Origin of the sequence: Agaricicola taiwanensis, from assembly GCF_014635245.1 — a bacterium.
In the GTDB taxonomy this organism is placed as follows: domain Bacteria; phylum Pseudomonadota; class Alphaproteobacteria; order Rhizobiales; family Methylopilaceae; genus Agaricicola; species Agaricicola taiwanensis.
This window is the reverse complement of the sequence record NZ_BMCP01000002.1, coordinates 597983-610312: the sequence shown is the minus strand read 5'-3', so window position 1 is coordinate 610312 and position 12330 is coordinate 597983. Positions and strand designations below refer to the sequence as shown.

The 12330-nt window shown below is 61.7% G+C and carries 11 protein-coding genes; 3 read left to right on the top strand and 8 right to left on the bottom strand.

Annotated features, from left to right (window positions below; all coding sequences use genetic code 11):
* Positions 1–14: 14 nt before the first annotated feature.
* Positions 15–1184, bottom strand: a complete 1170-nt coding sequence (gene rnd / locus IEV58_RS10300; RefSeq protein ID WP_188409636.1) for a ribonuclease D — start codon at positions 1182–1184, stop codon at positions 15–17.
* Between the two features lie 198 nt (positions 1185–1382).
* Between rnd and aspS the strand changes: the two genes are divergently transcribed.
* Positions 1383–3173, top strand: coding sequence for an aspartate--tRNA ligase (gene aspS / locus IEV58_RS10295; protein WP_188409635.1), 1791 nt, complete (start codon positions 1383–1385; stop codon positions 3171–3173).
* 40 nt (positions 3174–3213) lie between these two features.
* Here the strand turns inward: aspS and IEV58_RS10290 are convergent, their stop codons facing one another.
* The 7 genes from IEV58_RS10290 to IEV58_RS10260 all read right to left on the bottom strand — a co-directional run bounded on the left by IEV58_RS10290 (position 3214) and on the right by IEV58_RS10260 (position 10445).
* Positions 3214–3696 (bottom strand): YciE/YciF ferroxidase family protein, encoded by a 483-nt coding sequence (locus tag IEV58_RS10290; RefSeq protein WP_188409634.1) that lies wholly within the window; start codon positions 3694–3696, stop codon positions 3214–3216.
* 24 nt (positions 3697–3720) lie between these two features.
* On the bottom strand, positions 3721–4233 hold the full coding sequence (locus tag IEV58_RS10285; protein ID WP_188409633.1) for a DUF4142 domain-containing protein: 513 nt from the start codon (positions 4231–4233) through the stop codon (positions 3721–3723).
* 108 nt (positions 4234–4341) lie between these two features.
* A complete protein-coding gene (gene ppx, locus IEV58_RS10280; RefSeq protein ID WP_229729343.1) occupies positions 4342–5820 on the bottom strand; it encodes an exopolyphosphatase in 1479 nt (492 codons plus the stop codon).
* A gap of 32 nt (positions 5821–5852) precedes the next feature.
* Entirely contained in the window at positions 5853–8060 is a 2208-nt protein-coding gene (locus tag IEV58_RS10275; protein WP_188409631.1) for an RNA degradosome polyphosphate kinase, read from the bottom strand.
* Positions 8061–8106: 46 nt separating this feature from the next.
* The gene (locus IEV58_RS10270) at positions 8107–8799 is read right to left on the bottom strand and encodes a P-loop NTPase family protein (protein ID WP_188409630.1); all 693 of its coding nucleotides are present in this window, start codon (positions 8797–8799) and stop codon (positions 8107–8109) included.
* A 1-nt stretch (position 8800) separates the two neighbouring features.
* Positions 8801–9916 (bottom strand): AI-2E family transporter, encoded by a 1116-nt coding sequence (locus IEV58_RS10265; RefSeq protein WP_229729342.1) that lies wholly within the window; start codon positions 9914–9916, stop codon positions 8801–8803.
* The gene (locus tag IEV58_RS10260) at positions 9903–10445 is read right to left on the bottom strand and encodes a CDP-alcohol phosphatidyltransferase family protein (RefSeq protein WP_188409629.1); all 543 of its coding nucleotides are present in this window, start codon (positions 10443–10445) and stop codon (positions 9903–9905) included. Before IEV58_RS10260 ends, IEV58_RS10265 begins: the two co-directional genes overlap by 14 nt.
* 144 nt (positions 10446–10589) lie before the next feature.
* Between IEV58_RS10260 and purM the strand changes: the two genes are divergently transcribed.
* The gene (purM, locus tag IEV58_RS10255) at positions 10590–11675 is read left to right on the top strand and encodes a phosphoribosylformylglycinamidine cyclo-ligase (protein WP_188409628.1); all 1086 of its coding nucleotides are present in this window, start codon (positions 10590–10592) and stop codon (positions 11673–11675) included.
* Positions 11672–12313: a phosphoribosylglycinamide formyltransferase gene (gene purN / locus IEV58_RS10250; protein ID WP_188409627.1), complete on the top strand. Its 642-nt coding sequence runs from the start codon at positions 11672–11674 to the stop codon at positions 12311–12313. Before purM ends, purN begins: the two co-directional genes overlap by 4 nt.
* The last annotated feature ends 17 nt before the right edge of the window (positions 12314–12330 follow it).

The following is a 12330-nucleotide window of genomic DNA, read 5'->3' as shown; positions in this document are numbered from 1 at the left end:
GGCCTCGTGCGTGATCAAGCCTGGGACGATGCCATCTGCTCGATCATGGTAACCCGCCCGCCGTCGAGCCCGAGCGAAAGTTCGCCGCGTTTCAGCTGAAGCGCCGCCTCGCCGAAAAGATCTCGCCGCCACCCACGCATGGCCGGGATGTCCGCATCGTCATCGCTGGCCAGGCGATCGAGATCATCCACCGTGGCGATGACCTTCGCCGCAACGCCATGCTTTTCGGAAATGAGCTTCAGCAGCACCTTGAGCAGTTCGACCGTTGCGCTGGCGCCATTGGCGTTGGGGCGGCGGCCGTCGCCAATGTCGGGAAGTTGCTTCGGATTGCGGGCAAGGCCTCGCGCAACCGCCTCAAGAATATCGCCGCCGACGCGTGAACGTTCAAAGCCGCTCGGGATCATGCGGAGATGGCCGAGAGCCTCCACGCTGGTCGGCTGCCGCTGGGCGATCTCGGCCAGGGCCTCGTCCTTGAGCACCCGGGATCGGGGTACATCGCGGCTTTGCGCCTCTCGTTCTCTCCAAGAACAAACTTCAATGAGAACAGCAAGTTCCTTCGGCTTTTTTATGCGGGCCTTCAGGCGCCGCCAAGCCTCTTCGGGCTCCTGCCGATAAGTCGAGGGAGAGGTCAGCACAGCCATTTCCTCGCCCACCCAATCGGCCCGGTCGCGCTTGGCCAATCCTTCCGCCAGCTTGACATAGACCTTCCGCAGATGGGTCACATCCGCGGCGGCATAGGAGAGCTGCGCATCCGATAGCGGCCGCCGGCTCCAGTCGGTAAAGCGGGATGATTTGTCGAGCTGCGCCCCCGTCAGCCGCTGGACGAGCTGATCGTAGGAAATGGAATCGCCATGGCCGAGGACCATGGCGGCGACCTGGGTGTCGAACAGCGGATGTGGGATGATGCCGGCCAAGTGCCAGATGATCTCGATGTCTTGCCGGGCCGCGTGAAACACCTTCAGCACACTCTCATCCGCCATCAGCGCGAAGAACGGTGCGAAGTCCAGGCCGGCAGCCAGTGCGTCGACCATGACGGCGCCCTCGTCATCCGCCATCTGGATGACACAGAGCTTTGGCCAATAGGTGGTTTCGCGCAGGAATTCGGTGTCGACGGTGACGAAGCTGGATTGTTTCAGGCGGTCACAGGCGGCAGCCAAAGCATCGGTCGTATCAATCAGCATCATCGGCTGCGGTCACTCACAACAGCGTTGGCTCCTGTTCAAGGAGACACCAAAGCCGCAACCTGCCGGATTCTGCCGCAGGGCTCAACCCGAGCGGGCCAAAAAGCCCTAGCCGCCTTGACAAATCGGGCGCCCCTATGCGCTCTACGCGCCGACGGTCGGCCCCGGCCTCCCCATATTATTTCCTTGAAGGATCGTACCATGCATCGCTACCGCACGCATACCTGCGGAGAGCTTCGTGAAAGCCACATCGGCCAGGAGGTTCGCATTTCCGGCTGGGTTCATCGCGTTCGTGACCATGGCGGTGTGCTCTTCATCGATCTGCGCGACCATTATGGCATCACCCAATGTGTGGCCGATCCCGACTCGTCTTCCTTCAGCCAGGTCGAAGCCGTCCGCTCCGAATGGGTGATCCGCATCGACGGCAAAGTGCGCCAGCGCCCCGAAGGCACCTCCAACAGTGAGTTGCCCACGGGTCAGATCGAACTCTATATCACTGACGTGGAAGTGCTGGGCCAGGCGGCGGAACTGCCCATGCCGGTGTTCGGCGATCAGGAATATCCCGAGGACATCCGCCTCAAATACAGGTTCCTGGACCTGCGCCGCGAGCGCATCCACCGGAACATCATCAAGCGCGGCCAGATCATCGACAGCCTGCGCCAGCGCATGAAGGATCAGGGCTTTTTCGAGTTCCAGACGCCCATCCTCACCGCCTCTTCGCCGGAAGGAGCGCGTGACTTCCTGGTGCCGTCGCGTCTGCATCCTGGCAAGTTCTATGCGCTGCCACAGGCTCCGCAGCAGTTCAAGCAGCTCACCATGATCGCGGGCTTTGACCGCTACTTCCAGATCGCGCCCTGCTTCCGCGACGAAGACGCGCGTGCCGATCGTTCACCGGGCGAGTTCTACCAGCTAGACATCGAGATGAGCTTCGTCGAGCAGGAAGACGTCTTCCAGGCGGTGGAGCCGGTGCTGCGCGGCGTGTTCGAGGAGTTTGCCGAAGGCAAATCCGTCACGCAGAAGTTCCCGCGTATCCCCTACCGCGAAGCCATGCTGAAATACGGCACGGACAAGCCGGACCTGCGCAATCCGATCGTGATCGTGGACGTGACTGACGAGTTCAACCACGAGAGCGTCACTTTCAACGCCTTTAAGCGCGTCATCGCCGACGGCGGCGTCGTCCGTGCCATCCCCGCGCCCGGCGCCGGATCCCAGCCGCGGTCGTTCTTCGACAAACTGAATGACTGGGCGCGCGGCGAAGGTGCCCCCGGGCTGGGCTACATCGTCTTCGAGGCCGGTGCCGGCGGACTGGAGGGCAAAGGCCCGATCGCCAAGTTCGTGCCCGCCGAGATTCAGCAGCAGATCGTCTCAAAGGCCGGATTGCAGGCTGGAGATGCGGTGTTCTTCGCCTGCGATACCGAATTGAAAGCCGCCAAGCTGGCGGGTGCCGCCCGCACGCGCGTCGGCACCGAACTCAGCCTTATTCCAGAGGGCGAGTTCAAATTCTGCTGGATCGTCGATTTTCCGATGTACGAGTGGAACGACGACGACAAGAAGGTCGACTTCTCGCACAACCCCTTCTCGATGCCGCAGGGCGGCCTGGAAGCGCTCGAGAGCAAGGATCCGCTCGATATTCTGGCCTATCAGTACGACATCGTCTGCAACGGCATCGAATTGTCATCCGGCGCCATCCGAAACCACCGCCCGGACATCATGAAGAAGGCCTTTGCCTTAGCGGGCTACGGCGAAGATGTTCTGGAGGAGAAGTTCGGTGGGATGCTGCACGCGTTGGAGCTTGGCGCACCGCCGCATGGTGGCATCGCGCCGGGCGTCGATCGGATCGTGATGATGCTCTGCAACGAGCCGAACATTCGCGAAGTGGTGCTGTTCCCCATGAACCAGCGCGCCGAGGATCTGATGATGGGTGCGCCGGCTCATGTGACGCCGAAGCAGCTGCGCGAGTTGCACATCCGGCAGAACCTTCCGGAGAAATAAAAGACCTCGCCGGTTGCCCGGCGAGGCAGTTGCAGAGGAATCAGGCGGCCTTCTTGTTGACGTTCTGAAGAGCGAGCTTGGACAGCAGTTCGTCCGTCTTCTTCTCTTCAGCCAGTGTTTGTTCAAACAGCTTGGCGGCATCTTTCAGCCCCAGCTGGTTGGCCCAGGCAACCAAGGTGCCGTACCGGGCGATCTCATAGTGCTCGACGGCCTGCGCTGCAGCGAGGAGGCCTGCGTCCAGGACTTCCTTGTCCTCGGCCTCTTCGATGACTTCCTTGGCTTCAGCCACCAAGCCCTGCATGGCTTCGCACGGCACACCGCGCGCCGCCTTGTCCAGCATCTCGAACACTTGATCGAGCCGCTCGATCTGGCCGATGGTCTCCTCGCGGTGCTTTTCAAAGGCCTGTTTGAGCTGATCGTCTTTCGCCTGCTTCGCCATCTGCTTCAGCGCGCGCACCAGCTGCTTTTCTGCGTGGTAGACGTCTTTCAGCATGTGAAGGAAAAGGTCATCCATTGTCTTCATTGGTAGATCCTCATTCTTGTTGGGTCAGTCCATCTTCTGGATGTGGTCGTAGTGCTTCTGCAAAACAGGCAGGGTCTTCGTCGCAAAATCCTTGAGAGCCGGCTGATCGCCTGATTTCGAATAGGTGGTGAAGAGGGCGACCGCCTTTTCGTGAGCGTCTACCTGGGCGTCCACATACTCCTCATCGAAGTCATCGCCGGTCTCCGCGTTGAGATCGTCCAGTATCTTCTGATGCTCAGCATCCAAGGCGGTTGGCATCTTCATGTCGCCGCCCGCCTTTGCGACTGCGGCCTTCATGTCGTTGGCGGCTTTGGTATGATCGTCGATCATCTGCTGCGCAAAGGCTTTGACCTCTTCGGTCTGCGCCTTTTCGAGCGCTGCCTGGCTCGACTGGATTTCGAACAAGTTGGAGATGGTGGCAACTTCGACGAATTGAGCACCGGTCATAGCCTGCGTGCTTGTACTACCCCCGCTCTGTGCGACAGCGGGCACGGCAGCCATCATCATCGCGCCCGCCAGGAGCGATTTATAGATCATTATTTCCTCCACGAAGTGCAGTCGTTGATGTCAGAGCCAACGAGCCACGCACCGCGAGGTTCCACACATTTGCAGATAAAGGATTGTGTCCAGGCGGCCTGCTCGACCTCAGGCAGCCATCGTTACACCCGAGCGCCCCAGGATCTTGGCGAGCTTCGTCAAACGGTTTTCTAGCCTGTCGCCGCCCAGACCACTCAGGTCCGGCGGCAGCTCCAGATCCAGCCTGCCCTTTTTTACTTTGCAGCCCACACGCGGCAACACGCCCGGCATGCCGGCGGTGATGAGGAACGCGAGGCGCAATGCCGCCCCGAGAATGCGGGTCAACTCCATCATCCGGGTGGAGGCAAGCTCCCGGATGCGCGGGCTCAGCTCCTCGTCCACGAGACCTTCATGCCTGTAAAAGATTGCCAGAGCCAGGAAAGCCCGGCCTGGATGATCGATGCCGACAAAGGCGGCGTTGGCAATGATGTTGAGGCTCTGCTCGCCCCGATAGTCAGGATGGGCCCGCCAGCCGACATCGGAGAGATAACAGGCGGCGTGACGCAGACGGCGCTCATCCTTGGTCTCGTCGATTTTGGCCGCATGAAACAACCGGTCCGTCCACTCGATGAGGTCGGTACCGTGCTCCGGCCAGCGTGCCCGCAGATATCCCAGTTCGCGCGCCGCTGTGAGAAGAGCGTCTTCATGGCGCGTCTTTTCGTCCAGAAGTTCGTAAAGCAGCCCCTCACGCACCCCAAGGGCGGAGGTCACGATTTCCGATGGTTTGGCCGCCAGGATGATCTGTTCCAGGACAAGTGCGCCGTACGCGAGCAGAGGCCGACGCTCCGCCGACACCGCCTTGATCGAGCTGAGAGCCTCTGTGTCGGCGACATGCACCATGCGGCAGAAGTCCAGAGCTTCCCGCGCGGGAATCTTATAGCCGTGCATGACACGCAGCGGATATCCCTTCTGGGTCATATGCAGGCGTGCAAGAGCGCGCCATGTACCGCCGACCGCGAAGAAGGGTCGCTCGTTGCCGCATTGCAATTGATCGGTTCTGCCCAACGTCTGACGGACAATCTTTTCCGCCTTCTCTATGGATTGTTCCGATGCGTCTCGCAGCGCGAGGCCGCCCAGCGGAAAGGTCGCTCCACCGCTGAGCCTGCTCTTCTTGACGTCGATCAGTTCCAGACTTCCACCGCCGAGATCGCCCACAAGACCATCGGGATTGTGAAAGCCTGCGATGATCCCGTAGGCGGAAAGCCGCGCTTCCCGCTTGCCGGACAGAATCTGGATCTCGGCACGGCAGATATCAGCGGCCGCCGCGACGAAATCCTCACCATTCTTCGCATCACGCGCGGCAGCCGTTGCAAGGACGTGAAGGTTGCCCACCTGCATGATGTCGCACAGCGTGCGAAAGCGCCTTAATGCCTGAAGGGCGCTGACGACAGCGTCCTCGGCCAGTCGCCCGGTGGTTGCCACTTCACGGCCGAGACCGCACAGCACCTTCTCGTTGAAGATGGGCGTCGGGCTGCGGCTGAGCGCCTCGTACACCACAAGGCGCACCGAATTCGAACCGATATCGATCACCGCGACAGGAGCGGCCAAGGACAAGCGTCCCGGAGCGATCATGCATAGCCTCAGCTTGGCTCTTCAAGCTGCTGTGGACGGTTATCCTTCAAGGATTTCCCGCGCCCCGACAGACTTGGATTGGTCATGAAGTAGCGATGAGCATTGAAGGGCTCCTCGCCAGGGGCCGGGAATATGCGCCGGGATGTGCCGTCGGGCAAGACGGTCCAGCTCTGCTGATTATCTTTAAGATTAGCGACCATGATTTGGTCGAGAACCTGCGCGTGAACCGTGGGATTCATTATGGGGACAAGTGCCTCGACGCGCCGGTCCAGATTGCGCGGCATGAGGTCTGCCGAGGAAATATAGACCGCAGCGTCGGGGTGCGGCAGCCCGAATCCGTTCCCGAAGCAGTAGATGCGGCTGTGCTCCAGAAAGCGGCCAACGATTGATTTGACGCGGATATTCTCCGACAGTCCGGGCACCCCCGGACGCAGGCAGCAGATGCCACGCACGATGAGGTCGATCGACACCCCCGCCCGGCTTGCGTCATAGAGCGCATCGATGATGATGGGATCTACGAGGCTGTTCGCCTTGCACCAGATTTCGGCTGGTCGGCCGGCCTTGGCGTGCTCAATCTCCATCATGATGTGATCGAGAATCCGCTTGCGCAGCGTATGGGGCGAGGCAGCCATGGCTTCCAGCTCCGCAGGTTGCGCGTAGCCGGTGATGAAGTTGAACAGCCGTGCCACATCGCGCGCGATCACGGGATCAGCGGTAAAGAACGAGAGATCCGTATAAATCCGGGCGGTGATGGGATGATAATTGCCGGTGCCCAGATGGCAGTAGGATACCAGCGAACCCGCCTCCCGCCGCACCACCAGCGACAGCTTTGAATGTGTCTTCAGCTCCAGGAACCCGAACACCACCTGCACGCCCGCGCGTTCCAGGTCGCGCGACCAGCGGATGTTGGCCTCTTCATCGAACCGTGCCTTCAGCTCCACGAGCGCCGTGACCGACTTGCCGGCCTCGGCGGCTTCCATCAGCGCCTTGATGATGGGGCTGTCGGCTGAGGTGCGATAGAGCGTCTGCTTGATAGCAACCACGTTGGGGTCGCGCGCCGCCTGATGCAGGAACTGCACCACGGCATCGAAGGATTCATACGGATGATGGACGATGATGTCCTTCTCCCGGATGGCGGCGAAACTGTCCCCGCCGTGCTCGCGGATCCGCTCGGGAAAACGCGGATTATAAGGCGTGAACTTCAGTTCGGGCCGGTCGAGCGACACGATCTGTGACAGCTCGTCGAGTGCAAGCACGCCATCAATAAGGAAAATCTCATCGTCGGCCACATCCAGGGCTTCCGCCACGAACGTCCGCAGCGTTTCCGGCATGGCCTGTTCGACCTCAAGCCGGATCACGGATCCGCGGCGGCGGCGCTTCAGGGCTGTCTCAAACAGGCGGACGAGGTCTTCGGCCTCCTCTTCGACTTCCAGATCGCTGTCGCGAAGGATCCGGAACGCGCCCTGCCCCTTGACCATATAGCCGGGGAACAGGCGGCCGATGAACAGCCCGATAACCTGCTCCAGCAGTACGAAGCGCGTAGTGCCGCCGCCGCGATCCGGCAGGCTGATGAACCGGTCGATCTTGGCTGGAATCCGGATCAGAGCATTGAGGGTTCGCCCGTCCGTTTGGCGCGCCAGATGCAGCGCCAGCGAAAATCCGAAGTTCGGGATGAAGGGAAAGGGATGGGCTGGATCGATCGCCAAAGGCGTCAGAACCGGGAATATGTACTGAAGGAAATACTCTTCCAGCCATCGCTTTTCATCATGCTTGAGCGTCGTTCCGTCTGTGAGGACGATATCGGCCTCCTTCAGGTCCTTCCGCAGTTCCAGCCAGCGTGATTGCTGATCGGCCGCAAGCAGGCTGACGACCTCGGAAATGGCCTTGAGCTGTTCGGACGGAGCCAGCCCGTCCGGGCTGCGTATGGCGACGCCTGACCGGACCTGCCCCTTGAGGCCCGCAACACGCACCATGAAGAATTCATCGAGGTTGGCGGCCGATATCGACAGGAAACGCAATTGCTCCAGCAGCGGATGATCGGGATTGGCTGCTTCCTCGAGCACACGGCGGTTGAACTGAAGCCATGAAAGCTCCCGGTTGATGAAGCGATCGTGGCGGGTCCGAAGATCAGGGTCTCCCACCTTCACCGCGGCCGCAGCCTGCGCGCGCTCAACATCCAACGCCACGACTTTGCTGGCTTGCGGTTCACTCTGCATTTTTCGCCTCATCTCTCTTCGGAAGGCGCATGATACGTCAAGATTGCTACAGATCCTTGTCGGTTTCGAGACGCTCAAGGACAGCTGCGGCAACAGCCCGGGTGATACGCCGGTTGGCCGCCAGAGATTCCCTGTCGATATTGCCCACAACATGGCGGGCCGCGCCGATCGAACGCTCTATGCGGCGGGCGATGTAGTCCACCACGCCCTCGTCCACGATCAGCTGTCGGTCATCGAAGAGTTTGACCAATACCGCCCGAACCAGGGCATCATCAGGCGGGGCGATGCGGGCCACCGGCAGGGCCCTAAGCCGGGATGAAAGGTCCTTCAATCGCGGCCAAGTGGCGTCAGGCCCGCGCCTGCTCGTCAGCAGCACCGAGAAGGGTCTCTCCCGTGCCAGGTTGAGCAGGTGAAAGAGCGCCGTTTCACTGACGTCGGCAGCGTCGATGTTCTCAACGACGAAGCGGCTGCCGCCGGCGGCCGCGTCCAGAGAAGCCATGTCGAGCTCGCTTGCGGCATAGACATCGGCCGCGGCGTTTTCCGCCCAGACGGCGGCAAGATGGGATTTGCCGGCTCCCTCCGGGCCGCAGAGAAGCAGGGCGGGACCCGGCCAGCGCGGCCAGCCCATGACCAGATCATGAGCCGGCGCGATCGAGGCGGTCACAAGATAATCGTCGGCGCCATAACGCGGCGCCAGCGCCAGATCCAGCACAAGCTGGCGCGGGGGAACGCGGGCCATGTCAGGTCACGGGGTCGTCGGTCAGGGGTTGGCCGAAGCGGCTGTCGTAGAAGCGGCTCTGCTGATAGTGCATGAGGCCGAACCGGACGAGCACGGCAATGGCCGCCGAGATGGGTACGGCCAGAAGAAGCCCGACGAAACCGAACAGCGCGCCGAAGGCGAAAAGCGCGAACATCAGCCAGACCGGATGCAGGCCAACCGCATTGCCGACCAGCTTCGGCTGCAGGATATTGCCTTCGATGAACTGCCCCACACCGAAGACGGCGGCGACAAGGAAGACGGATACCCAGTCCGGCCAGAACTGAGCGAGAGCAACGGCGATCGCCACCACGAAGCCGGTGATGGAACCCACATAGGGAATGAAGCTGAGCGCGCCGGCGCCGATGCCGATCAGGAGCCCGAAGTTGAGGCCCACCAAAGTCAAGCCCACGCCGTAGAACGCTCCCAGGAAGAAGCACACCACCGCTTGCCCGCGTAGAAAGCCGGACACGGCGCGGTTGATCTCGCGGGCGAGCTGCCGGATCGTCTCGCGATGCTCAAGCGGAAGGAAGCGATCGATGCTGCCCACCATGCGGTCCCAGTCGACCAGCATGTAGAAGGTGACAACGGGCGTGACCACCACAAGGGAAACCAAACTGATAATGGCCTGGCTGCCGGCCCAGAGCTGCGTCAGGAATGAGGTGAGATAAGAGGCGCCCTGGCTGACGACCTCCCCGAGCGAGCCTTGCACCTCTTCAAGATTGCTGCCGAGAAGATCCCGCAGCCAGGCCTGTCCCGGACCGGCGAAGGTTTGTTGCAGCGTATTCACATAGTCCGGTATCTTGGCGATGAACTGCCCGAGCTGCTCGACCATCAACGGCACTACAACGACAAGAACAATGACCAGCAGGACGATAAAGCCGAGCAGGATGAAGAGTGTCGCCACCAGCCGGCTCATACCCACGCGCTGCAGGCGGTCCGCGACGGGATCGAGCAGATAGGCCAGCGCCATACCGGCGACGAATGGCAGCAGGATATCACTGAGCAGCCACAGTAGAAGAACGGAAACGACCAGGGCCACGCCCCAGAAAAAAGCCTGCCGCTGAAGCGTCACTCGCGCACCCTCATTCGCCGTCATGGCCCGCCATGTGGCGAGCCCATATGGCGAGGTATGATCCTGCCGAAGCAACCGTCAAGAGTGCAACGATCCAGACGCCTGCACTATAGGGCCAGCCCGTCTCATAACCATAGCCGCCCGCCGCCAGCACAAGCGCCGCGAAAGTGATCTGCGCAAGCGTGTTGGCCTTGGACAGGACGGTCGGTCGGATCGTGAGCGGCCGCCCGATCACCCAGCACAGCAGGACCGCGCCCACGATCATCAGATCGCGTGACACGACGGTGATCGCGAGAAGAGCCGGGATCTGCCCCGCCACAGCCAGCGTGATGTAGATCGACACCAGCAGCGCCTTGTCGGCGATGGCGTCGAGATAGGCGCCGAGCTCGGTCCGCTGATTCCACCGCCGCGCCAGGAAGCCGTCGATGCCGTCGGTGATGCCAGCGAGCACGAAGACCCAAAAAGCCGCCATGAGATGGTCGGCGAGGATAAGCCAGATCGCGATCGGCACCGCCAGAATACGCCCGATCGTTATCAGCGTCGGTATGTTCACGTGCGTTTCTCCCGACGAATGGGTGGCATGCGAAGGCCGCTTTCGTCAAAGAAAACCGTGAGCTTTCCGCTTCTTCCGGAGCGCGGCGTTGAAAAGAGGCGGCCGCCGCGCTAAGCGAAGCCTCTCGAACGACGGAGCCCCTCGATGGCGCAGCTTCCCACATCCGGCCTCACCTATCGCGATGCCGGCGTTGACATCGATGCAGGCAATGCCCTTGTCGACAAGATCAAGCCGCTGGTGCGCGCCACGCGCCGTGCCGGAGCGGATGCCGAGATCGGCGGATTTGGCGGCCTGTTCGATTTGAAAGCCGCCGGGTTCAAAGATCCCATTCTCGTCTCTGCCACGGATGGGGTCGGCACGAAGCTGAAGATAGCCGCCGCGACGAACATCCACGACAGCATCGGCGTCGATCTCGTCGCCATGTGCGTCAATGATCTTATCGTTCAAGGCGCCGAGCCGCTGTTCTTTCTCGACTATTTCGCCTGCGGCCGGCTGGAATCCGGCGTCGCGGTCGACGTGGTCAAAGGCATCGCGACAGGATGCTTCGATGCCGGCTGCGCCCTCATAGGCGGCGAGACGGCCGAAATGCCGGGCCATTACAAGGACGGCGAGTATGACCTTGCCGGCTTCGCCGTCGGCGCGGCCGAACGGGATCAACTGTTGCCCAAGGGAGATGTCCAAGAGGGCGACGTGCTGCTCGGCCTGTCCTCCTCAGGCGTGCATTCCAACGGCTATTCACTCGTCCGCAAGATCGTCGAAGTGTCCGGCCTTGCCTGGGACGCGCCCGCGCCTTTCGCGCATAGCACATCACTCGGTCGCGCCTTGTTGAGCCCGACGAAGATCTATGTTCGTCCCGTGCTCGAGGTCCTGCGCAAGACCGGAGCCATCAAGGCACTGGCGCATATCACCGGCGGCGGTTTCCCAGACAACATTCCCCGGGTCCTGCCCGATGGCCTCGGCGCCCGCATCGATCTTGGCACGATTGCCGTACCGCCTGTGTTCGGCTGGCTTGCACAGACCGGCAATGTGGCGGAAGCGGAAATGCTCCGCACCTTCAACTGCGGCATCGGCTTGGTCGCTGTCGTGGCCGCATCGGAAGCCGAACGGGTGGCCCAGAGCTTCCGTGAGGCCGGTGAACCGGCCATCATGCTTGGCGAGGTCCTTGCCTCCGGCAACGAGAGGGTCATCGCCAGCGGCAATCTCAAGCTGGACACCGCCCAGCCGTCATGACGAAACGCAAGGTCGGCATCCTGATCTCCGGGCGCGGCTCCAACATGAGCGCCCTCATCGAGGCAGCAAAGCAACCGGATTATCCCGCGGAAATCGCCCTCGTTCTGTCCAACCGACCGGAGGCCGCGGGCCTGCGGCACGCAACGGACGCGGGCATTGCCACCGGTGTGATCAGTCATCGCGATTTTGCCGACAAGCGATCCTTCGAGGAAGCCATGGACGAGCGTCTGCGGGAGGCGGGGATCGATCTCATCTGCCTCGCAGGCTTCATGCGGTTGCTCAGCCCCTGGTTTGTCGACGCCTGGCGCGACAGAACGCTGAACATCCACCCTTCCCTGCTCCCAAGTTTCAAAGGCCTCGATACCCACGCGCGCGCGCTTGCTGCCGGTGTAAGGGTTCACGGCTGCACGGTACACATCGTTCGCGCGGAAATGGATGACGGACCCATCGTCGCCCAAGCCGCCGTCCCGGTCTCGTCACAGGATACGGCCGAAAGTCTGGCCGCACGCGTGCTCGGCGCGGAACATCGCCTCTACCCGCACGCTCTCGCGTTGATCGCCTCCGGGCGCGCCATCGTGGAAGGCGAAAGGGTCAGGGTGGATGCGGAGGCGGTCCTGCCGCAAATGATCATCGTCTGAGCAGAACTTCAGCGTTG